The sequence below is a fragment of the Arthrobacter sp. Y3222053 genome (genome assembly GCF_059092805.1).
This window is the reverse complement of record NZ_JBNHIA010000005.1, coordinates 97,934-118,429: the sequence shown is the minus strand read 5'-3', so window position 1 is coordinate 118,429 and position 20,496 is coordinate 97,934. Positions and strand designations below refer to the sequence as shown.

The window sequence follows — 20,496 nt, the reverse complement described above, 5'->3', positions numbered from 1 at the left end:
GAAGAGAATTATGAGGAAGCAGCGCGTGCAGGGTGATGACGCTGGAGTGTATGCCGAGCACCGGGAGGCGTTGGAGCGTGGTGAGACCCGGCACCTATTCAGGACCGCGGCGGGGGACCTGCACAGCTATGCCAGGGAGGAACTCGGATTCCCGCCCGAGGGAGCGCCGCACCGTAACCGCCCCACAACGTGGCGTATGGGTCTTTTGATTCTTTCGGTCCATGTGGCCTTTATCGTTTTCGGCCTGCTGGTGTTTCTGCTCCCCATGCAAGACGGAGAGATGCCCAATTGGTGGCTGCTGACGTTCGTTGTGGTCGCCTTTGCCAGCACCGGCTATACCACCTTCCGTTATACGCGTGAGCATTATCGAGCGGAGAAGCTGCGCAAGGAGCGGGGGGTTCCGACTCCCGGGCGTGGCGCTGAACTGACACTGCCTGGTTCCTGATCGAAGAGGCTGAGCATCCGCCTCACTCGCAGCTACCGAAACTGGTTCCGGTGATGGACTCGGGGATCGCTGCTGACGCAGGAGCGCGCATACACGCGGCGTGTCTCCTGGTACATCGGGTCCTGGTGCGAACGGACGAGTAGAAGGTGGAGCAGCATGGTCGAACCACCCAATGGAGGAGCTCCCGCTGGTTCCGTGAGGACCTCAGCGAGCAAGAAACGCAGAGACCGCTGGTTCTTTTGGGGAGCCATCGCAGTTGCTCTGGCAGTGCCGATTGGGGCTGCGTGATCGAGGGGAACTTTCTGAATGACTAGACACCAAGTTGTTTCCGACAGCGGGGCCGGAGCATCGAGTGGTTCTCTCACAGAGCTTGACCTTATGCTCGGCAAAAGAGCGATAAGGATCATGACGATCCTGGGGGCCGCTGCGTTGGTGGTGTGCATCGGGATTGCCGTCTATATCTTTCAGAACGTGCCGATGGACACTCGACTGCCGTATTCCGGCAGGTTTGGCCGCAATGGTACCCCATGCCACTGGCCATAACCGGCATACCTTTCCTGCTGGTCCTTATGCTTCGTCCCAGCAGGAGCGGCAGGGCACATCATATGAGCAAAAAGAAACGCATCGCATATTATCTTCTGCAGTCGGCAGTCTTTATTGCCACGGTTTGGGGACAATGGGTGATGGCCGAACTGCTGATGGTTGAGGCCGGACTCCTTCCCGAATAATTCCTCTGACGAGAGGTGGATTCAGTAGTTTCTACCGCAACCGTCGGTTGGTCGGTGGCAAAGAAGAACGTAATTCTTGGCGGGAAGGGAACCATGAGCAACCAGCGGGTGCATGGCGATGACGCAGGCGTACGTGCAGAGCATCGGGCGGCCGTGGAGCGGGGTGAGGTCCGGCATCTGTTCAGGACGGTAGATGGTGCGCTGCACAGCTATGCGCCGGAAGAACTCGGGTTTCCGCCCGAGGGGGCCCCGCATAGGAACCGGCCAGCGTCTTGGCGCATGGGCTTAATGATCCTCTCGGTCCATGTGGGCTTTATCGTTCTTGGTTTGACGGCTTTCCTCCTGCCGATGAGAGATGGAGTGATGCCCAACTGGTGGCTTTTGGCCTTCGTCGTTATGGCTTTCGGGAGCACCGGCTACACCACGTTCCGGTATACACGTGAGCATTATCGAGCAGAGAAGCTGCGCAAGGAGCGGGGAGTCCCGACACCTGCCCGCAGCGCCGAAGTGATGGTGCACGAATCATGACGCCGTTGCGATAACGGTGGCGAAGAGTTGAGGAATGGTGAACCCCCGCTGAAGCTGTCCAAACAAGACCTCGAGCTGGGGGCCAAGGCAAATAGGGTCCTCCAGATGATGTGTGTGGTGGTTTTCATCGCCTGCCTGGGGATCGCTGTTTTTGTGTTCTCGACAGTTCCCCTGGACGCGAGGCTTTCCTACAGCGGCAGGTTCGGCCGGAACGGGATTCCGATGCCTTTTGCCATGGCGGTGGTTCCGCTGGCCGTGTTCTTCACCTGGCGGGCCACGCGGAAGCCGGATGCACATCACATGGGTAAGGGCGACCGGATGGTCGCCTATTGGATCGGTGTCCCCATGGTTCTCGCGTTCTTGTACGGTCACTGGATATTGGCTGAATCCATGCTCGTAGATGCCGGAGTGCTGGCGGGTTAGTTTCGATCATGCGTGGAGGGTGGTTTCGCCCTCCTCGCGAACCGCGAATTTTTGTATCGTTCTGTCTGGGCACTGGATCGGGCCGTCGTGAAGGGGTGGGACATGGCAGCTGCCGTGGTGGTCATGAGTTTTGTTGCTTTGGTTGCGTTCGGCATAGCGATGGCGGTGATTTACCTGCTGAAGGTCCGCCAGCTGCGAAGAGACCGGATACCAGGCGCCAAGATCCAGATGAGCGGCAGGGGCATCCTGTCGCTTGTGCTGCTGGTTTCCATCATCTGGGCGTGCACGTGCGGGGCCCTGGCCCTTGGCGTGTATGCGGATGTGCGCAGTTACTGGGCCGGGCTGGCCATTGTTTTAGTGGTGGCGGTGCTCCGCCCGATTTACCTGGCCAAAGGCGGTTCCCCTTTCGTTATCACCCCGCCTGAGCGGGTCCCCGAGCCCCTGGAACCGCCGGCGAGCTGACCCCAACAGCAGGGCGCATCACATGCTAAAACGGCTTCCCAGTGAGCTGAGGCAGGTCACCGGAGTCGGGCAGGAGAGAGAATGGGTGTTTCTTCCGGAGGTTTAGACCGGCCCGGCAAGTCCACACGGCAGGTGATCAAGAACAGATTGGTGGCCTTCGGGATTATGGCGGCCGTTCTCCTGCTGGGAGTGCCCGCGGTGCTGCTTCCTGGCCGCGGGACGCCCAGGGTGTATTCCTATGAGCGGGTGGGCTGAAGGAGCCATCGCAGCGGCAAAACATTCAGAGTGTGCGGGCTTGCGGGCAAAGCAGAAGGCTCCGGCCCCGTGGAGGGGGCCGGAGCCTTTCAGTTGGCGGTGACGGTGGGATTTGAACCCACGTTGGCTTTTACACCAAACAACATTTCGAGTGTTGCACCTTCGGCCGCTCGGACACGTCACCAACGCGTCAACCTTACCGGTCAGGTGCCCCAGACCCAAAACTCGGCCGCCGGGGAGGCCTACATCTCGACGACGTCGTTCCTGCCGACGTCGGGCTGACCGCCGGTGACGGCGCTCTTGGCGAGCTTGAACACCGAGGCGACCTTGGGCTCGTCGTTGGCCCAGTACTCGGCGGTGTGAGAATCCACCTTGAGCAGGGCCACCGTCGGATCCTCCCGGCCCTTCTCGAACCAGGCCGCCGCGGACGCCTTCCACAGTTCATCGATCCGGCCCTGGTCCTTGGTGAGCGACGCCGCGCCGCTGATCGAGAGGAACCCCTTCGAATCCTGGATCGCCACGTTCACGTTGGGATTCGCGCGGATCTCATCCGCCTTGTGGGACGGGTCCTGGGTGAAGAACCACAGGTTGCCGTCGGAATCCGCCTCCTGCAGCTCCAGCGGCCGGCTGACCAGATGCCCCTCCAGATCCATGGTGGTCAGGTGGGCGATCTTCGCCTTCTCCAGGATCTCGACCACAAAGTCCATGCCGGTCTTGTCCGATGCCATGCGTTGTCCTCCTTCTGGTGGGAACCACGAATAACATCAGCCTACTGATTGTTAGCCGTTCGAGGAAACCCCGCCGCGCCGCTCGGCGAAAAACCGGGTCAGCAGGGCAGCCGCCTCGTCCCTGCGCACTTCGGGAAAGACCTCCACCCAGTGATTCAGCCGCGGCTCGCGCAGGATGTCGAACACCGAGCCCGAGGCGCCGGCCTTCTCATCCCATGCCCCGAACACCACGCGCGGCACCCGCGCCAGGACAATGGCACCGGCGCACATCGCACACGGCTCCAGCGTCACGACGAGGGTGCAGTCATCCAGCCGCCACCGGCCCAGCCTGGCCGCGGCGTCGCGAATCGCCACCACTTCCGCGTGGGCGGTCGGATCACCGCTGGCCTCGCGCTCGTTCCGCCCGGTGCCCAGCACCTCCCCATCAGGCCCGACGACGACGGCGCCGATGGGTACGTCACCGGTGGCCAAGGCCCCGCGGGCCTCGGCCAGGGCGAGATCCATCCACTGTCGGTGGCGGTGCGGCAGCTGGTCCATGTGTCCATCGTCTCGCAGTTCCGGCGTCCTGCCTTCAACCGCGCCGCGGGACCGGCCTGCCCGCCCGGGGGCCCGCGCAGGCGATGGTAGTTTGGACGTATGCGCGTACTCGTAGTGGACCACCCCCTGGTCGCCCACAAGCTGACCGTCCTGCGGGATAAGGACACCTCCTCGCCGGTCTTCCGGCAGCTGACCGAGGAGCTGGTGACCCTGCTGGCCTACGAGGCGACGCGGCACGTCCGGACCGAGCCGATGCAGATCGAAACGCCGGTCACCCCGGCCGTCGGCACCGGCCTGATGAAGCCCACCCCGCTGGTGGTGCCGATCCTGCGCGCCGGCCTTGGCATGCTCGAGGGCATGGTCCGCCTGGTCCCCACCGCCGAGGTGGGTTTCCTGGGCATGGCCCGCAATGAGGAGACCCTCGAGGCGATCACCTATGCCGAGCGCCTTCCGGACGACCTCACCGGCCGTCAGGTCTTCGTGCTCGATCCGATGCTCGCCACCGGAGGCACGCTGCGCGAGGCCATCAAGTTCCTCTTCAAGCGCGGTGCCGCCGACGTCACCTGCATCTGCCTCCTGGCGGCCCCGGAGGGCCTGAAGGTCCTCGAAGAGGAGCTCGCGGACGCCGACGTCACCATCGTGCTCGCCTCCATCGATGAGCGGCTGAACGAAAAGGCCTACATCGTCCCCGGGCTGGGCGACGCCGGCGACCGGCTCTACGGCGTCGCGCACTAGGCGCGGCTCCCGGGCGCAGGGTAACCCCCGGCGTCTCAGTGTGCTGCTTGGCGCCCACCTACGTGTCCAGCATGTGGACGCGCCTATTCGGCTTGACGAACCGCCTGAGCTAAGCATCCTTATCAAAAACCGCTGACCGGCGCTGCCCTCAGGCCGCCGTTCGGCGGCCTCTTTTTGCCGGCCCACGCCCGGAGGCCGCTGGATAGCGGGACCTGGAGTATCGAGTACACGGGTTCAAGCCGGTCGGCGGCCCCGCCCCGCGATTACGGGGTTCCCTCAGTGAGATGGCTCACAAACGCGCCTTTTGTGTCCACTATGTGAGACTGCGACCATATTGTTACTTGCGCTCCAGGCTTTGTTACATGCAATAATCCGTAAAGTGAACAACACCACGACAGCATGTGTTCCGGCTTTCCGTCCCGGCCTATCCGCCGAGCTGGGCGCCTGCTGTTGTCGAATGCACGCCTAGGACCCACCCCCCTCCCAGGCAAACATCACTCAAGGCCCAACGCCGGGCATCAATCGCCATCTCGACCGGGCACACCCCCTGCATTCGAGCCGTGATGACGGCAATTCACCATTGAGGTTCCACATGTCAGTAGCATCCGGGTACGTCCACATCTCCCTCCGCAATCCCCAGGGCCGAGGTCCGCTGCGGCAGCAGCCCGCCGGGTTCCCCCGGCCCTACGCTCCCGCCTACGGCGCCCCCTCTTACGGCCAGCCCGCCTTCTCCGGGGCGGGGCCGGACCTGCCGGGCAACAGGTTCCCCGGAGCCGCCCGTGCAGAAGGTCAGCCGATGACCGCCCCAACCCCCGTTATTGCCCCGCAGGGCGTGCCCGGCCCTCAGCCGGTGGCCGCCGACACCGTGGCGCGGGGGTTTGTCATTTATGTGGGCCTGGATGAAGAGAGCGCAGCAGCCGCCGGCACCAGCCTCACCAAGCTGGCACAGGAGCTGCGGACCTACGCGCAGACGCTGGTCCCCAACGCGCAGAGCCACGCCGCCGTCGCCCTTGCTCCGGCTGCGGCCCCCGGCACCGACCTTGAAGTGGTGCGCCAGGCCCTCGGCGATCCCACCGTCAGCCGCCGGGCACGGGTCGAGCCCCCTGTGCCCGCTCCGCCGACGCCGGCTGCCCAGCGGCCCTCCGGCGTGCTGATCGACCTGTCCCGCCGCGAAGTGCACCTGGACGGCGAAACGCTGAACCTGACCTTCAAGGAATTCGAGCTGCTCAACTACCTGGTGGAGAACGGCAGCCGCACGGTCGGCCGTGAGGAGCTGCTCAGCGGGCTGTGGCGCAACGCCGAGGAAGTCCCCAACGAGCGCACCATCGATGTGCACATCCGCCGGCTGCGTTCCAAGCTGGGCCGGCTGGCCAACACGGTGCGCACCGTCCGCGGACAGGGTTACCGGTTCTATGAGCATCCCGAAGTGGTCGTCTGGGCCGCTCCGGAATACAGCATCTAGCCGGTGGCCGCCGGGGCAGCCGCAGCTGCCCCGGCGGTGCCCCCGCCCGATGCCGGCCGCCCGTACGACGCCGATAGACTGGCCGGATGGACGGCCAAACCAAGACGCTGATGCTGCTGCGCCATGCGAAGGCGGACTGGCCGCTGGGGGTGGACGATTTTGAACGTCCGCTCTCGGGCCGCGGACACCGGGACGCCCCGACGGCCGGCACCTGGATGATCGATAACGGGCACGTTCCGCACTACATCCTCTGCTCCTCGGCGCTGCGCACCCGGCAGACCTGCACCTGGGTGTGCCGGGAGCTGGGTGACAAAGCCCCCACCCCGCGCCTGGAAGGCCGGCTGTACGACGCCGACGCCGCCACGGTCCTCGCCGTGATCAACCACGTCCCGGAGACCGTGCGCACCCTGCTGGTGGTGGCGCACATGCCCGCCGTCCAGGAGGTCGCCATGCGGCTCGCGTCCGTGGACTCCGACGAGGAGCCGGTCATGGAACTGGCCACGCACTACCCGACGGCCGCCCTGACGGTGCTGCAGACCGACCGCCCGTGGGCGGAACTGGACGGCCGGGACGCCCGGGTCACCGACTTCGTGATCCCGCCCGGCCGCTGACGGGCACGGCTGTCCGCTTTCCAGGCGGCGCCGCCTAGAGACCGTATTTCTCCAGCAGCCTCAGCCACACCTCGCTGACCGTAGGGTAGGCGGGCACCGCGTGCCACAGTCGGTCCAGGGGCACCTGCCCCACCACGGCGATGGTCGCCGCATGCAGCAGTTCCGACACGCCCGGCCCGGCGAAGCACATGCCGAGGATCACGCGCCGGTCCTCATCGACCACCATCGAAGCCCAGCCGGAGTACTCCCGGCGCAGCAGGGCCGCGCCGGCGACGTCGATGTCCAGGGCCGTCTCGGACGCATTGAAGCCCGCGGCGCGCGCGGCCGACAGGTCGAGGCCCACCTGGGCCACCTCGGGATCGGTGAAAACCACCTGCGGCACCGCCCGCTCATCCGCGGTGGCCGCCTCGGCGCTCCAATCCGACGGGCCGCCCTGCAGCTTACCGCGGGCCCGGGCCGCGATCGCGGAGCCCGCAGCCCGCGCCTCGTACTTGCCCTGATGGGTCAGCAGCACCTTGCCGGCGGCGTCGCCGACGGCGTACAGCCAGTCCGTTCCGGCCGCGAGGCCGGACGGATCGGTGACCAGGACCCCGTGCCGGGGATCAGCCAGTTTCGGATCAGCGGGCAGCGCCCCGGTGTCCATCAGCTTCTCCAGGCCCAGCCCGGCGAGTGCAGGGGTCCGCCCCGTGGCCACCAGCAGCTTCTCGGTGAGGAGCGTGTCTCCGTCATCCAGCGCCAGGCTGATCCCGCGGCTCGTCTCCTGCACTCCGGTGGGGGAACACTGCAGGCGCAGGTCGACGCCGTCGGCCTCCAGTGCGGCCCTGACCAGTGCCCGCGCCGGTTCCGGAAAGGACCCGAGGATATCGTGCCGGGCAATGAGGGTGACCCGGGCGCCGAGCCGGGCCCAGGCCTGCGCCAGCTCGGTGCCGGCCACGCCGCCTCCCACCACGGCCAGGCTCTGCGGCACTTCCTGCGCGGAGGTGGCTTCCCGCGTGGTCCAGTAGTCGACGGTGTCCAGGCCCGGAATCGGGGGAGGGGTGGGATAGGAGCCGGTCGCCAGCACCACGGCGAAGCGGGCATGCAGGTGCACCACCTCGCCGTCGCCGGTGCGGACCTGAACGTCGCGGGGCGCCGTCAGCACTCCGGTGCCGCGGATGAGGCGGATCCCGGCTCCGCGAACCCAGTCCGCCTGGGAGGTGTCGTCCCAGTTGGAGGTGAAGCCGTTCCGCCGGGCCAGGACCTCCCTGACATCGAGGTCACCCGTCACGGCCTCGGCGGCACCGGGCAGGCTGCGCGCGGCGGCCAGCGCGGCGCCGGGATGCAGCAGCGCCTTGGAGGGCATGCACGCCCAGTAGGAGCATTCCCCGCCGATCAGGGAATTCTCCACGAGGACGGTGTCGAGCCCGGCGGCGGCCGTGCGTCCGGCGACGTTCTCGCCGACGGCGCCGCCGCCGATCACCACGACATCGACCCTGCTCCCGCTGCTGCTGTTGTCGGCATTCATGTCCCCGACCCTGCCAGCCGGGCGAAGGGCGGCACAAGGGAGGGGATGCAGGTGGATAACGAAAAACCCCGCCTGACTGGTGGAAACCAGTGCAGACGGGGTCTGTGTGGTGCGCGCGAAGGGATTCGAACCCCCAACCTTCTGATCCGTAGTCAGATGCTCTATCCGTTGAGCTACGCACGCATTCGGAATATTCTTCAATTTTCCGTTCCGGCGTCCGGTCTGTCAAAAACTTCCCGGGCCGCTCGGCCTTCATCAACTATACGGGGTTCTGGAACAAACACCTAATCGAGAGAGTGTGACCTGTGGAACTAGACCGGTCTATATGACCTTAGTCACACGAGCAGGGGCGGGGAGGGGGCGAAACCCCGGAATTTCAAGGAACGTGGAGGGGATCACGGGGCATTAGTAACACCTTTGTCTCAGCCGTCACAGGGCGGACAACTAGCATCGGAACACACCACTGACCCAACGAAGGGAAGAGTCATGGGCGATGACGCGCGTCAGCTAGTTCTCGATGAGGACGGCAAGAACGCTGCTCCGGCCGCGCCGGAGCGGACCACTGAGGGAGCCTCCGCTCCCACCACCCACCGTGCCCTGCTGGACTGGGTACGGGAAGTCGCCGAGCTGACGCAGCCGGACCGCGTGTACTGGGTCAACGGATCCGCAGAGGAAAACAAGGTGCTGACCGACGAGCTGGTCGAGTCCGGCACGCTGATCCGCCTGAACCAGGAGAAGTTCCCCAACTCCTTCGCGGCCTTCTCCGATCCCAAGGATGTGGCCCGCGTCGAGGAGCAGACCTTCATCTGCTCCGAAAAGGAAGAGGACGCAGGTTTCACCAACAACTGGATGGAACCGGCCAAGATGCGCGAGAAGCTCAAGGGCCTGTTCTCCGGCTCCATGCGCGGCCGCACCATGTACGTCATTCCGTTCGTCATGGGCCACCTCGAGGCCGACGATCCCAAGTTCGGTGTGGAGATCACCGACAGCGCCTACGTGGTCGCCTCCATGCGCATCATGGCCCGCATCGGCACCGACGTGCTGCGCAAGATGGAGGAGCTGGACGCGTTCTTCGTCCCCGCCCTGCACTCCGTGGGTGCGCCGCTGGCCGAGGGCGAGCAGGACGTGCCCTGGCCCTGCAGCGACGAGAAGTGGATCGTGCACTTCCCCGAGGACCGCTCCATCTGGTCCTACGGCTCCGGCTACGGCGGCAACGCCCTGCTCGGCAAGAAGTGCTACGCCCTGCGCATCGCCTCCGTCATGGCGCGCGACGAGGGCTGGCTGGCCGAGCACATGCTCATCCTGAAGCTCACCAGCCCCGAGCAGAAGAACTACTACATCTCCGCGGCCTTCCCGTCCGCCTGCGGCAAGACCAACCTGGCCCTGCTCGACCCGACGGTGGAAGGCTGGAAGGCCGAGACGCTGGGCGATGACATCACCTGGATGCGCTTCGGCAAGGACGGCGAACTGCGCGCCGTCAACCCGGAGGCGGGCCTGTTCGGCGTCGCCCCCGGCACCGGCTGGAGCACCAACCCCAACGCCATGCGTGCCATCGCCAAGGGCAACTCCATCTTCACCAACGTCGCGCTCACCGACGACGGCGGCGTCTGGTGGGAGGGTATGACCGACGAGGTGCCGGCACACCTGACGGACTGGCGCGGCAATGAGTGGACGCCCGACGCCGGCCACCCGGCCGCGCACCCGAACTCCCGGTTCTGCACCCCGATCGACCAGATCGACATGCTGGCCGAGGAGTACCACTCCCCGAACGGGGTGCCGATCTCGGCCATCCTGTTCGGCGGACGGCGCAAGACCACGGTTCCGCTGGTGACCCAGGCCCGCGACTGGGCCAGCGGCATCTTCATGGGCTCCACGCTCTCCTCCGAGACCACCGCGGCCGCCGCCGGCCAGGTCGGCGTCGTGCGCCGCGACCCGATGGCCATGCTGCCCTTCATCGGGTACGACGCCGGTGACTACCTGCGCCACTGGATCGAGCTCAGCAGCAAGGCCAACCAGGAGAAGCTGCCGAAGATCTTCCTGGTCAACTGGTTCCGCCGCACCGCCGACGGCGGCTTCGCCTGGCCCGGCTTCGGCGACAACTCCCGCGTCCTGAAGTGGGTCGTGGAGCGACTGGAAGGCAAGGCCGACGCCGTTGAAACCCCGATCGGCTACGTGCCCACCGGAGACGCGCTGGACCTGACCGGCCTGGACATGACCCCGGCCGACGTCGAGGTGGCCGTCCGCGTCGATCCGGAGGAATGGGGCGCCGAGCTCGCCGGAATCGAGGAGTGGTACGCCCAGTTCGGCGAATCCCTGCCTGAGCAGCTGAAGGACCGGCTGGCCGAACTGCGCGAGCGCTTCGCCGCCGCAGCGTAGCTTCGCCCGCCTGCCTGGTGGCCCCTGCCGGTTTCGGCAGGGGCCACCACCCGTTTAACCCCGGTGCCGGACGGGTGCCACGTGGTCTGTTTTTTAATCCGTTGTAAAAAACGTCGTCCGTTCCTACACTGATCCCACACCGCCGGATCAGCGAGGATCGGATGGACCAATGAAGCAGCCCCAGCGGAGCATCTACGACGCCGATCACGAGGCGTTCCGAGACATCGTCCACCACTTCGCCGAGAAGCACGGGCGCCCCAACGCCGAGCGGTGGGACGCTGAAGGCAAGGTCGACCGGTGGGTATTCGCCGAAGCCGCCGAAGCGGGCATCCTCGGCTTCGCCATTCCGGAGGAGTACGGCGGCGCCGGGATGGACGACTTCCGCTTCAACGCCGTGATGGGCGAGGAGCTCGCCCGCCATCCGGTCAGCTCCGGGCTGGCCTGCATCGCCCTGCAGAACGACATCGTGTTCCCCTACTTCCTGGACCTCACCACCGAGGAGCAGAAGCAGCGGTGGCTGCCCGGCATCGCGGCGGGCGAATCCGTCACCGCCGTCGCCATGACCGAGCCCGGCACCGGCAGCGACCTGGCCGGCATCCGCACCACCGCCGTGCGCGACGGCGACGCGTACGTCCTCAACGGCTCCAAGACCTTCATCTCCAACGGGCAGAACTGCGACCTGGTGGTGGTGGCCGCGCGCACCTCCCCGGATCGGCACCGCGGCCTGAGCCTGTTCGTGGTGGAGGCGGACAGCGAGGGCTTCTCCCGCGGACGGAACCTGGACAAAATCGGCCTGCACGCCCAGGACACCAGCGAACTGCACTTCACCGACGTCCGGGTGCCGGTGGAAAACCTGCTCGGCGAGGAAGGAGCAGGGTTCCCCGGACTGATGGCGAACCTGCCGCAGGAACGGCTGTCCATCGCGGCCGCGGCGGTGGCAGCCACCGAAGGAGTGCTCGAACGGACCCTTGACTACGTGAAGGAACGCACCGCCTTCGGCCGGCCGATCGGCTCCTTCCAGAACTCCCGGTTTATCCTCGCCGAAATCCGAACCGCCGTCCTGGTCAGCCGCACCTACATTGACGACTGCATCGCCCGCCACGTCGCCGGCGAGCTGGGCGCGGAGGAAGCCGCGGCCGCCAAATGGTGGTGCACCGAGCAGTACGTGGACGCCGTGAACCGCTGCCTGCAGCTGTTCGGCGGCTACGGCTACATGCGCGAATACCGCATCGCCCGGGACTTCGAGGATGCCCGGATCAGCACCATCTACGGCGGCACCACCGAAATCATGAAAGAGATCGTCGGCCGGAGCATGGGCCTGTAACCGCCCGTGCCACCTTCATCCCCCGCCACCAGCCGGAACCGGAGAACCGCACATGCCTGAAGACGTCTATATCTACGATGCGCTGCGGACCCCGCGCGGCAGGAACAAGGACGGCGCCCTGCACAGCGTCAAACCGGTGGACCTGGCCGCCGGCCTGCTCCGGGAAGTGCAGTCCCGCAATCCCGGCCTGGATCCGGAGGCGGTGGACGACGTCATCCTCGGCGTGGTCTCGCCCGTCGGGGAGCAGGGCGGCGACCTGCCGAGGGCGGCGGGGCTGGTCGCGGGACTGCCCGAGTCGGTGCCGGGCGTCCAGGTCAACCGGTTCTGCGCCTCGGGACTGGAAGCGGTGAACCTCGCCGCCTCCAAGGTGGCCAGCGGATGGGAGTCCCTGGTCCTGGCCGGCGGGGTGGAATCCATGTCCCGGGTGCCGCTCGGCTCCGACGGCGGCCCCTACGCGCAGGACCCGACCACGGCCTACGACAACTACTTCGTGCCGCAGGGGATCTCGGCCGACCTGATCGCCACGATCGAGGGCTTCAGCCGGGCGGACGTCGACGGGTTCGCCGCCCTGTCCCAGGACCGGGCGGCGAAGGCCTGGGCCAACGGGTGGTTCTCCCGGTCCGTGGTGCCCGTCCGGGACATCAACGGAGTGACCCTGCTGGCCGCCGACGAGCACATGCGCCCGGGAACCACGGTCGAGTCCCTGGCCCAGCTGCCGCCGGCCTTCGAAACGCTCGGCGGGCGCGGCGGCTTCGACGCGGTGGCGCTGCAGAAGTACCACGCCGTGGAGCGCATCCGGCACGTGCACACCGCCGGCAACTCCTCGGGCATCGTGGACGGCGCCGCGCTGCTGGCCATCGGCAGCGCGGCAGCGGGCCGTGCCGCGGGCATGGCCCCGCGGGCCCGCATCACCGCGACCGCCGTCGTCGGCAGCGAACCGACGATCATGCTCACCGGCCCCACCCCCGCCACCCGCAAGGTCCTGGCCAGGGCGGGCCTCGACGTCGGCGACATCGACCTGTTCGAACTCAACGAGGCGTTCGCCGCCGTCGTGCTCAAGTGGATGCGGGACCTGGCCATTCCCGCCGAGAAGGTCAACGTCAACGGCGGAGCGATCGCCATGGGCCATCCGCTCGGGGCCACCGGCGCCATCATCCTGGGCACGCTCCTCGACGAGCTGGAACGTCGTGACCTGCGCCGCGGCCTCGCCACCCTCTGCGTCGGTGCCGGGATGGGCATCGCCGCCATCATCGAGCGCGTCTGAGCAATGAAGGAGACTCCCATGCAGGACGGCAGCAGCACGGCGATCCACTGGCAGCGCGGCGACGACGGCGTCATCACCCTGACCATGGACGACCCGGACAGCAACGTCAACACCATGAACGACGCCTGGGCCGAGTCCCTGACCGCCGTCGTCGACCGGCTCGAGGCCGAGCGGGAGACCATCACCGGCGTCCTGCTGGCCTCGGCCAAGAACAGCTGGTTCGCCGGCGGAGACCTGAACCGGCTCAGCTCCGCCGATCCAGCCCGCTCCGCCGAACAGACGCAGCACATCAATGCGGTCAAGGCGGACCTGCGCCGGCTGGAGACCCTGGGCAGGCCGGTGGTGGCGGTCCTCAACGGCACCGCCCTGGGCGGCGGCCTGGAAATCGCCCTGGCCGCCCACCACCGGATCGCCGCGGACCTGCCGGGCGTCCGGTTCGGCCTGCCCGAAGTCAGCCTGGGCCTGCTGCCCGGCGGCGGCGGCATCAGCCGGACCGTACGGATGCTCGGGCTGCAGAAGGCCCTCACCGACGTGATCCTGCCGGCCCGGCGGTTCACCCCGCAACAGGCGCTCGAGCTGGGACTGATCGATGAGGTCGTGGACGCAGTGGAGGAACTGGAACCGGCGGCCCGCGCCTGGATCGCCGCCCACCCCGCCCCCACCAAACCTTGGGACGAAAAGGGCTTCCGGATACCCGGCGGCGGCCCGGCCGCCCCTTCCGTGGCGGCGATGCTTCCGGCGCTGCCGGCCAACCTGCGGCGCCGGCTCAAGGGCGCCCCGCTTCCGGCCCCGCGCGCGGCCCTCGCCGCCGCCGTCGAAGGCGCCTGGGTGGACTTCGACACGGCCTGCGCCATCGAGACCCGCTACCTGGTGCACCTGACCAACGGGCAGGTCGCCAAGAACATGATCTCCGCCTTCTTCTTCGACCTGCAGTCCATTTCCTCGGGCGCCAGCCGGCCGGCCGGCTACCCGCAGTTCACCGCGGCCAAGCTGGGTGTCCTGGGCGCCGGAATGATGGGCGCCGCCATCGCCTATGTGGCCGCGAAGGCGGGCATCGACGTCGTCCTGCGCGATGTCAGCCTCGACGCCGCCGCGAAAGGCAAGCAGTACGCGGAGGGCCTCGAGGCGAAGGCCGTCGCCGCCGGGCGCACCAGCGCCGAAGCTTCGGCGGCGCTGCTCGCTCGAATCCGCCCCAGCACGGACCCGGCGGACCTGGCCGGCGCGGACATCGTCATCGAGGCGGTGTTCGAAAGCCCGGAAGTGAAAATGCAGGTGTTCCGGGAGATCGAAGACCTGGTTGCTCCGGACGCGGTGCTGGGCTCGAACACCTCCACCCTGCCGATCACCCTGCTTTCCGAAGCAGTGAAGCGGCGCAGCGACTTCATCGGCATCCACTTCTTCTCACCCGTGGACAAGATGCCGCTGGTGGAGATCGTGCGCGGCCGGCACACCTCCGACGAGGTCCTGGCGAAGGTCTTCGACTTCGTCCTGCAGATCCGCAAGACGCCGATCGTGGTTAACGACGGCCGCGGGTTCTTCACCTCCAGGGTTATCGGCACCTTCATCTCCGAGGCGGTTGCCGCGGTCGGTGAAGGCGTCGAACCAAGCAGTGTGGAGCAGGCGGCGCTGCAGGCCGGCTACCCGGCCGGGGCGCTGGCCCTGCTCGATGAGCTGACACTGAGCCTGACCCAGCGGATTCGGCGGGAAACCCGGACGGCGGAGGAAGCCGAGGGAAAGCGGTGGCAGGCGCACCCCGCCGAGACCGTCATCGACCGGATGGTGGACGGGCTGGGCCGCCGCGGGCGCTCCACCGGCGCCGGTTTCTATGACTACGACGACGACGGCCGGCGGGTGGGCCTCTGGCCCGGGCTGCGCACCGAGTTCGGCTCAGGCAGCCGCGAGATCCCGCTGATCGACCTGCAGGAACGGATGCTGTTCGCCGAGGCGCTGGAGACCGTGCGCTGCTTCGACGCCGGCGTGCTGGACAGCGCCGCCGACGCCAACATCGGCTCGCTGTACGGCATCGGCTTCCCGGCCTGGACCGGCGGGGTGGTGCGCTACATGCACCAATACCCCGGCGGGCTGCCCGGCTTCGTGGCCCGTGCCCGCGACCTGGCGGAGAAGTACGGCAGCCGTTTCACGCCGCCGACATCACTGCTGGAACAGGCCGACGCCCCGCCCATTCCGGCATAGCTTACGACGACGGACAGGACAGACCATGCTGAGCACACGATTCACCCGGACCTTCGGGATTGAGCACCCGGTGGTGCAGGGCGGCATGATGTGGGTGGGCCGCGCCGAGCTGGCCGCGGCCGTCAGCGAAGCCGGCGGCCTGGGCATGATCACCGCCCTGACCCAGCCCACCCCGGCGGACCTGGTCCGAGAAATTGAGCGCGCGCGGGCTTTGACGGACAAGCCGTTCGGGGTGAACCTGACCATCCTGCCCTCCATCTCCCCGCCGCCCTACGACGAGTACCGCCGGGCGATCGTCGACGCCGGCGTCACCATCGTGGAAACCGCCGGTTCCAATCCCGAGCCGCACATGGAGATGTTCCGGGACCGCGGCGTGCGGGTCATCCACAAATGCACCAGCGTCCGGCACGCGCTCAAGGCCCAGGCGGTGGGCGTGGATGCGGTGAGCATCGACGGCTTCGAATGCGCGGGCCATCCCGGCGAAGATGACATTCCCGGCCTGGTCCTGGTGCCGGCCGCCGCCGATGCGCTGGAGATTCCGTTCATCGCCTCCGGCGGGTTCGCCGACGGCCGGGGACTGGCCGCCGCCCTGGTGCTGGGCGCCGACGGCATCAACATGGGCACCCGTTTCATGTGCACCGAAGAGTCCCCGATCAGCCCTGCCGTCAAGGACCGGATCGTCGCGGCGGACGAGCGGGACACCGAACTGATCTTCCGGACCCTGAACAACACGGCACGGGTCGCCGCCAACAGCGTGAGCCGCGAAGTGGTGCGCGTCCTGAACGACGGCGGGGACTTCCCGGCGGTACGCGAACTGGTGGCCGGCGCCCGCGGCCGGCGGGTCTTCGAGACCGGCGACGTCGAGGCAGGGATCTGGAGCGTGGGCATGGCGCAGGGACTCATCCACGACATCCCGGCGGCGGGAGAGGTGGTCCGCCGGGTTGTACAGCAGGCCGAGGCCGTGCTGCGCGAACGGCTGGCCCTGTTCGTTCCCGGGGTCAGCGCCTGAGCCGGCCCGCTCAGGCCTGATCGCCGGCACCACCGGCACCGAACGACGCCGGGTTGCCCATGCCGTAACGGACCATGTCCTGCGAGGCCTTCACCAGGTCCTCCAGCGATCGGGTGTGCGGATTCCACCACTCCGCGGCCCAGTTCATCGACCCCAGCAGCAGCAGCCTGGAGACGTTCACGTCGAGGCCCGGCCGCAGCTCGCCCGCCTCCGCCGCCTGCCGCAGCAGCCCGGTCCAGATCCGGCTGTACGCCGCCTCCTCCGCCGCCGGGCGGGTGCGCAGCTGCTCCGGCACCTGCCCCGCATTGCGGATGGACGCGGTGGTGTAGTCCGAGATCTGCAGTTCGTAGCGCAGGTGGGCCTCCACCGCGGCCAGGATGCGCTCCATAGCCGACGCGGAAGCCGGCAGCCCGGCCAGGACCCCGCGGACGTGCTGATGGACCCGGAACACCCCCACCCACATGACCTCCTCGATCAGCCCGTCGCGGGAGGGGAAGTAATAGTAGATGGCCGGAGCCTGCACGCCGGCCTGGGCGGCGACGTCGGTCAGCCGGGTTCCGGCATAGCCCTTGCGGCTGAGCACGTGCGCGGCGGCGTCGAGGATGCGCTCGCGGGTGAGGGAGGACTTCTTGGCCGGTCCGGCGTCGGAGGAAAGGCTCACGGAGGAATCCACATCTGCTTCAGGGGCGTTCTTCCTCCGAATCTAGCCCCTACCGCTCCGAATCCGGCATACCGCCCCGGCGCGGCCCGCCGCAGCGGTGCACCGGGTTTCGGGGCACCCTTGTCCGGGTGCGGCGCCGGCCGTACCCTCGGACCCAGCCTGTGAACGGCGGTTAACATCCAAGGTGCCGCCGTCCGCCTCGCAAGGAACATCCCCGACACAGGAGCGGCCCCATGAGCAGCACAGCGCAGAGCATCCCGTCCCCCCTCGAAGCCACCGCACCGGCCCCCGCGGCCGGCCGCAGCGACGGACCCCGCGCGGTGGCACCCGCCGTCGCCCGGGCGGCCGAAGCGGCCCGATGGTGGCGGGAGAAGGGCTTCGCGGGGCGGAAGGAACTGCTGCAGGCCTGGAAGACCGCGATTGCCGACGACGCCGACGAGCTCGCGGCGGTCATGGCGGCGGAGACCGGCAAGCCCGTGGACGACGCAGTCCTCGAGATCATGCTCGCCCTGGGCCACCTGGACTGGGCCTCAAGGCACGCCGGGCGGGTACTGCGCCGGCGGATGCGCCCCGCCGGCCTGGTCGCCGCGAACCAGCTCGCCACGCTGGGCTACGAGCCGTACGGCGTCGTCGGCGTCATCGGCCCGTGGAACTATCCCCTGTACACCCCGATGGGCTCCATCGCCTACGCCCTGGCCGCCGGCAACGCGGTGGTCTTCAAACCCAGCGACCTGACGCCCGGAACAGCGTTGTGGATCGAGCGGAAATGGCAGCAGATCGGCCGCGGCCAGCGGGTCTTCCAAGTGGTCACCGGGGGAGGGGAAACGGGGCGGGAACTGACCCGCTCCGGCTGCGACAAGATTGCCTTCACCGGCTCCACGGCCACCGCGAAGCAGGTGATGGCCGCCTGCGCCGAAACGCTCACGCCGCTGGTGGCCGAGTGCGGCGGCAAGGACGCCATGCTCGTTACCGCCGACGCCGACCTGGAGGCCGCGGCCTCCGCCGCGGTTTTCGGGGCCATGGGCAATGCCGGACAGACGTGCGCGGGAGTCGAGCGCGTCTACGTGGACCGGGCCGTATACGAGCCGTTCCTGGATCTGATGGTGTCGAAAAGCCGGGGCCTGGTGGCCGGAGCGGGGACCGGAGCGGACTACGGGCCGATGACCCTCCCCGCCCAGGTGGACGTCGTGGCCGGGCACATCAACGCCGCGCTCGAAGCCGGCGGACGCGCGGTGCTGGGCGGCCCCGACTCCGTCCGGGAGGACCGGACGATCGAGGCCGTCGTGCTGACCGGGGTTCCGGAAAGCAGTGAGGCGGTGCGCCGGGAGACCTTCGGCCCCGTCGTCGTCGTGAATCCGGTGGAGGACATGGATGAAGCCGTGGACCGGGCGAACGCGACCAGCTACGGGCTGGGCGCCTCCATCTTCAGCGGCAGCCGGGCCGCCGCCCGGAGTCTGGCCGCGCGGCTCGAGGCCGGGGTGGTGACGGTGAATTCCGTGCTGGGCTTCGCCGCCATCGGTGCGCTGCCGTTCGGCGGCGTCAAGGACTCCGGATTCGGGCGGATCCACGGGGCGGACGGGCTGCGGGAGTTCAGCGTGCCCAAGGCGATGACCGAGCAGCTCTTCTCCCCGCCCCTGGACCTGCTGCGGATGCGCCGGCCGGAGCGGGACATGAGGATCGCCCGCACCATGCTCGGCCTGCTGCACGGCAGCCGGCGCCGCCGGACCGGCCCACGCTGACGTCCGGCGGCCGGGGCGGCTGCGGCGCCCTGTCGTCCGGCGTGCCGTGGTCAGCCGGGAACTCCCAGCGCCTGCAGGATCAGGCCGGTGATCCGTTCCCGGTTGGCCGCTGACTGGTCAAAACGGGTGAAGCGGCCCAGATCGGCGGTCATGTTCAAGGCGCCGTGAACCAGGAAGCGGACCTCCGCCGCCCCGAGCTCCGGGCGCAGCCGGGCCAGGAGCCCGACCCAGATACGGATGTGCCGGCGCTGCAGGATCCGCAGCTGGGCCCGTTCCGCCTCGGAAAGGTTAAGGGCGTCCGCAAAGTAGACGAACATCAGTTCGTGATGGGCGAAGGTGTGCCGCACGTAGGCGCCGATGAGGGCCACCAGCGCCTCCTCCGGGCCGTGCGCGGGAGCCAGCGCCTCGGCGGTGGCCGCGGCCAGCCGGTCCGCGGCCCGGTGGCAGGCATGCAGCAGCAGGGCGGACTTCCCGGGAAAGTGGCGGTACACGGCTGAGGCCGTCACCCCAGCGGCGGCTCCCACCTCTTCGATGCCGGCCTCCCGGTAGCCCTTCCGGTAGAACAGCCGCACAGCCTGCGTGAGCAGCAGTTCCTTCCGCGGCGGGGCGGGCGGTGCCTCCGTCGAGCCGGCGGAAGCGCCGGCCGTGCCGGCCCCGTTGGAACGGCCCGGTTCCCCGAACCTGCCGGAGCCGTACCGCTGGTTCCCGCCGCCGCATTCCTCATCCGGTGGGGGAAAACGCAGCACCGCTGCCGCCGATGCGCGCAGGACGGCTTCGATCCGGCGCGGAGCCAGCACCGTGTGGTGGGCGGTGATGCTGGCGATCATGCCGAAGGCCCCGACGGCCAGGAAGCGGGCCTGCGACTCGGTGAGCTGCGGCCGGACGGCGGTCAGCGGTACCAGCACGCGGCGGGTCAGCTCGTCGAACCGGGCCCACAGCCGGGCGTGGTCGGCGGCGCTGAGATAGCGGGCTTCGTGCCGATAGATGCTGCCGGTGCCGCGGTTGGCCAGGGTCACGGCGATCACGGCGTCCACCAGGTGCTCCAGCCGTTCCTCGGGGCCGGCAGCCGCCGGCAGCGCGTCCTCGGCCGTGGCGTCCAGGAGCTGCTGCACCATCTGCAGCGCGGCTTCCAGGAAGAGCTGGTACTTGCCCGAATAGTGCCGGTAGAGCGCCGGTGCAGAGATGCCGACCTCGGCGGCGATCTCCTCCATGCTCACCCCGTGGTAGCCGCGCTCGCTGAAGGCCAGCGCCGCGGCCCGGGCGATGAGCAGGCGGCGGTTCCTGGGCCGTGCGGCCCGGACCGCGGGCGGTTCCGGGACGGCACGGGGTTTTGCGGGCAGCGGCATGCGCCCCAGCCTAGCCCGCCGAAGAGGCCGGGAATACCTGCCCGCAGAGGTGAATCACGGTTAACAAAAGGGGCTGACGCCGCGGGGCTTTTCCTGCATACTGATCCGACAATCCGTCTGCGGCCGCGCCCGGCCGGCCCCATACACCGCCGTATGAAAGGGATCG

Annotated in this window: 19 protein-coding genes and 2 tRNA genes; 14 read left to right on the top strand and 7 right to left on the bottom strand. The window is 68.2% G+C overall.

The window, feature by feature from the left end; genetic code table 11:
- The first annotated feature begins 10 nt into the window (after nt 1–10).
- The 5 genes from AC5RUW_RS13470 to AC5RUW_RS13450 all read left to right on the top strand — a co-directional run bounded on the left by AC5RUW_RS13470 (nt 11) and on the right by AC5RUW_RS13450 (nt 2,586).
- Entirely contained in the window at nt 11–445 is a 435-nt protein-coding gene (locus AC5RUW_RS13470; protein WP_494161153.1) for a hypothetical protein, read from the top strand.
- Nucleotides 446–1,050: 605 nt separating this feature from the next.
- Complete coding sequence (locus AC5RUW_RS13465) at nt 1,051–1,173, top strand: hypothetical protein (RefSeq protein ID WP_494161152.1); 123 nt, start codon at nt 1,051–1,053, stop codon at nt 1,171–1,173.
- A gap of 93 nt (nt 1,174–1,266) precedes the next feature.
- On the top strand, nt 1,267–1,701 hold the full coding sequence (locus AC5RUW_RS13460) for a hypothetical protein (protein ID WP_494008255.1): 435 nt from the start codon (nt 1,267–1,269) through the stop codon (nt 1,699–1,701).
- Nucleotides 1,702–1,806: 105 nt separating this feature from the next.
- Entirely contained in the window at nt 1,807–2,124 is a 318-nt protein-coding gene (locus AC5RUW_RS13455; RefSeq protein WP_494008256.1) for a hypothetical protein, read from the top strand.
- Between the two features lie 102 nt (nt 2,125–2,226).
- The gene (locus AC5RUW_RS13450; protein WP_494008257.1) at nt 2,227–2,586 is read left to right on the top strand and encodes a hypothetical protein; all 360 of its coding nucleotides are present in this window, start codon (nt 2,227–2,229) and stop codon (nt 2,584–2,586) included.
- A 349-nt stretch (nt 2,587–2,935) separates the two neighbouring features.
- Here the strand turns inward: AC5RUW_RS13450 and AC5RUW_RS13445 are convergent.
- The 3 genes from AC5RUW_RS13445 to tadA all read right to left on the bottom strand — a co-directional run bounded on the left by AC5RUW_RS13445 (nt 2,936) and on the right by tadA (nt 4,106).
- Nucleotides 2,936–3,025 (bottom strand) — tRNA-Ser (locus AC5RUW_RS13445).
- A 58-nt stretch (nt 3,026–3,083) separates the two neighbouring features.
- Nucleotides 3,084–3,569, bottom strand: coding sequence for a pyridoxamine 5'-phosphate oxidase family protein (locus AC5RUW_RS13440; protein ID WP_494008258.1), 486 nt, complete (start codon nt 3,567–3,569; stop codon nt 3,084–3,086).
- Nucleotides 3,570–3,620: 51 nt separating this feature from the next.
- Entirely contained in the window at nt 3,621–4,106 is a 486-nt protein-coding gene (gene tadA / locus AC5RUW_RS13435; RefSeq protein WP_494008259.1) for a tRNA adenosine(34) deaminase TadA, read from the bottom strand.
- Nucleotides 4,107–4,205: 99 nt separating this feature from the next.
- Between tadA and upp the strand changes: the two genes are divergently transcribed.
- The 3 genes from upp to AC5RUW_RS13420 all read left to right on the top strand — a co-directional run bounded on the left by upp (nt 4,206) and on the right by AC5RUW_RS13420 (nt 6,914).
- Nucleotides 4,206–4,841, top strand: coding sequence for a uracil phosphoribosyltransferase (gene upp, locus AC5RUW_RS13430; protein ID WP_494008260.1), 636 nt, complete (start codon nt 4,206–4,208; stop codon nt 4,839–4,841).
- Nucleotides 4,842–5,433: 592 nt separating this feature from the next.
- Entirely contained in the window at nt 5,434–6,303 is an 870-nt protein-coding gene (locus AC5RUW_RS13425; protein WP_494008261.1) for a winged helix-turn-helix domain-containing protein, read from the top strand.
- 86 nt (nt 6,304–6,389) lie between these two features.
- The gene (locus AC5RUW_RS13420) at nt 6,390–6,914 is read left to right on the top strand and encodes a SixA phosphatase family protein (protein ID WP_494008262.1); all 525 of its coding nucleotides are present in this window, start codon (nt 6,390–6,392) and stop codon (nt 6,912–6,914) included.
- A 34-nt stretch (nt 6,915–6,948) separates the two neighbouring features.
- On the opposite strand, the gene AC5RUW_RS13415 is transcribed toward AC5RUW_RS13420, so the two are convergent.
- Both AC5RUW_RS13415 and AC5RUW_RS13410 read right to left on the bottom strand, forming a co-directional pair.
- Nucleotides 6,949–8,418 (bottom strand): dihydrolipoyl dehydrogenase family protein, encoded by a 1,470-nt coding sequence (locus tag AC5RUW_RS13415; protein ID WP_494161151.1) that lies wholly within the window; start codon nt 8,416–8,418, stop codon nt 6,949–6,951.
- 107 nt (nt 8,419–8,525) lie between these two features.
- A tRNA-Arg gene (locus AC5RUW_RS13410) sits at nt 8,526–8,601 on the bottom strand.
- A gap of 303 nt (nt 8,602–8,904) precedes the next feature.
- Between AC5RUW_RS13410 and AC5RUW_RS13405 the strand changes: the two genes are divergently transcribed.
- The 5 genes from AC5RUW_RS13405 (at nt 8,905) to AC5RUW_RS13385 (ending at nt 16,584) form a co-directional block, all read left to right on the top strand.
- Nucleotides 8,905–10,794, top strand: coding sequence for a phosphoenolpyruvate carboxykinase (GTP) (locus AC5RUW_RS13405; RefSeq protein WP_494008264.1), 1,890 nt, complete (start codon nt 8,905–8,907; stop codon nt 10,792–10,794).
- A gap of 169 nt (nt 10,795–10,963) precedes the next feature.
- Nucleotides 10,964–12,118, top strand: coding sequence for an acyl-CoA dehydrogenase family protein (locus tag AC5RUW_RS13400; RefSeq protein ID WP_494008265.1), 1,155 nt, complete (start codon nt 10,964–10,966; stop codon nt 12,116–12,118).
- Nucleotides 12,119–12,170: 52 nt separating this feature from the next.
- Nucleotides 12,171–13,382, top strand: coding sequence for an acetyl-CoA C-acetyltransferase (locus tag AC5RUW_RS13395; protein WP_494008266.1), 1,212 nt, complete (start codon nt 12,171–12,173; stop codon nt 13,380–13,382).
- Nucleotides 13,383–13,400: 18 nt separating this feature from the next.
- Nucleotides 13,401–15,575, top strand: coding sequence for a 3-hydroxyacyl-CoA dehydrogenase NAD-binding domain-containing protein (locus AC5RUW_RS13390; RefSeq protein ID WP_494161150.1), 2,175 nt, complete (start codon nt 13,401–13,403; stop codon nt 15,573–15,575).
- Between the two features lie 25 nt (nt 15,576–15,600).
- On the top strand, nt 15,601–16,584 hold the full coding sequence (locus AC5RUW_RS13385; RefSeq protein WP_494161149.1) for an NAD(P)H-dependent flavin oxidoreductase: 984 nt from the start codon (nt 15,601–15,603) through the stop codon (nt 16,582–16,584).
- 10 nt (nt 16,585–16,594) lie between these two features.
- On the opposite strand, the gene AC5RUW_RS13380 is transcribed toward AC5RUW_RS13385, so the two are convergent.
- Nucleotides 16,595–17,245 (bottom strand): TetR/AcrR family transcriptional regulator, encoded by a 651-nt coding sequence (locus AC5RUW_RS13380; protein ID WP_494161148.1) that lies wholly within the window; start codon nt 17,243–17,245, stop codon nt 16,595–16,597.
- Nucleotides 17,246–17,478: 233 nt separating this feature from the next.
- Between AC5RUW_RS13380 and AC5RUW_RS13375 the strand changes: the two genes are divergently transcribed.
- A complete protein-coding gene (locus AC5RUW_RS13375) occupies nt 17,479–18,984 on the top strand; it encodes an aldehyde dehydrogenase family protein (protein WP_494161147.1) in 1,506 nt (501 codons plus the stop codon).
- Between the two features lie 50 nt (nt 18,985–19,034).
- On the opposite strand, the gene AC5RUW_RS13370 is transcribed toward AC5RUW_RS13375, so the two are convergent.
- Nucleotides 19,035–20,330 (bottom strand): TetR/AcrR family transcriptional regulator, encoded by a 1,296-nt coding sequence (locus AC5RUW_RS13370; protein ID WP_494161146.1) that lies wholly within the window; start codon nt 20,328–20,330, stop codon nt 19,035–19,037.
- Nucleotides 20,331–20,496 lie beyond the last annotated feature (166 nt).

Excerpts from the sequence above, each read along its gene's own strand:
- AC5RUW_RS13470 (WP_494161153.1), top strand. The coding sequence starts at position 11 with ATGAGGAAGCAGCGCGTGCAGGGTGATGACGCTGGAGTGTATGCCGAG.
- AC5RUW_RS13465 (WP_494161152.1), top strand. The coding sequence starts at position 1,051 with ATGAGCAAAAAGAAACGCATCGCATATTATCTTCTGCAGTCGGCAGTC.
- AC5RUW_RS13460 (WP_494008255.1), top strand. The coding sequence starts at position 1,267 with ATGAGCAACCAGCGGGTGCATGGCGATGACGCAGGCGTACGTGCAGAG.
- AC5RUW_RS13455 (WP_494008256.1), top strand. The coding sequence starts at position 1,807 with ATGATGTGTGTGGTGGTTTTCATCGCCTGCCTGGGGATCGCTGTTTTT.
- AC5RUW_RS13450 (WP_494008257.1), top strand. The coding sequence starts at position 2,227 with ATGGCAGCTGCCGTGGTGGTCATGAGTTTTGTTGCTTTGGTTGCGTTC.
- AC5RUW_RS13440 (WP_494008258.1), bottom strand. The coding sequence starts at position 3,569 with ATGGCATCGGACAAGACCGGCATGGACTTTGTGGTCGAGATCCTGGAG.
- tadA (WP_494008259.1), bottom strand. The coding sequence starts at position 4,106 with ATGGACCAGCTGCCGCACCGCCACCGACAGTGGATGGATCTCGCCCTG.
- upp (WP_494008260.1), top strand. The coding sequence starts at position 4,206 with ATGCGCGTACTCGTAGTGGACCACCCCCTGGTCGCCCACAAGCTGACC.
- AC5RUW_RS13425 (WP_494008261.1), top strand. The coding sequence starts at position 5,434 with ATGTCAGTAGCATCCGGGTACGTCCACATCTCCCTCCGCAATCCCCAG.
- AC5RUW_RS13420 (WP_494008262.1), top strand. The coding sequence starts at position 6,390 with ATGGACGGCCAAACCAAGACGCTGATGCTGCTGCGCCATGCGAAGGCG.
- AC5RUW_RS13415 (WP_494161151.1), bottom strand. The coding sequence starts at position 8,418 with ATGAATGCCGACAACAGCAGCAGCGGGAGCAGGGTCGATGTCGTGGTG.
- AC5RUW_RS13405 (WP_494008264.1), top strand. The coding sequence starts at position 8,905 with ATGGGCGATGACGCGCGTCAGCTAGTTCTCGATGAGGACGGCAAGAAC.
- AC5RUW_RS13400 (WP_494008265.1), top strand. The coding sequence starts at position 10,964 with ATGAAGCAGCCCCAGCGGAGCATCTACGACGCCGATCACGAGGCGTTC.
- AC5RUW_RS13395 (WP_494008266.1), top strand. The coding sequence starts at position 12,171 with ATGCCTGAAGACGTCTATATCTACGATGCGCTGCGGACCCCGCGCGGC.
- AC5RUW_RS13390 (WP_494161150.1), top strand. The coding sequence starts at position 13,401 with ATGCAGGACGGCAGCAGCACGGCGATCCACTGGCAGCGCGGCGACGAC.
- AC5RUW_RS13385 (WP_494161149.1), top strand. The coding sequence starts at position 15,601 with ATGCTGAGCACACGATTCACCCGGACCTTCGGGATTGAGCACCCGGTG.
- AC5RUW_RS13375 (WP_494161147.1), top strand. The coding sequence starts at position 17,479 with ATGAGCAGCACAGCGCAGAGCATCCCGTCCCCCCTCGAAGCCACCGCA.
- AC5RUW_RS13370 (WP_494161146.1), bottom strand. The coding sequence starts at position 20,330 with ATGCCGCTGCCCGCAAAACCCCGTGCCGTCCCGGAACCGCCCGCGGTC.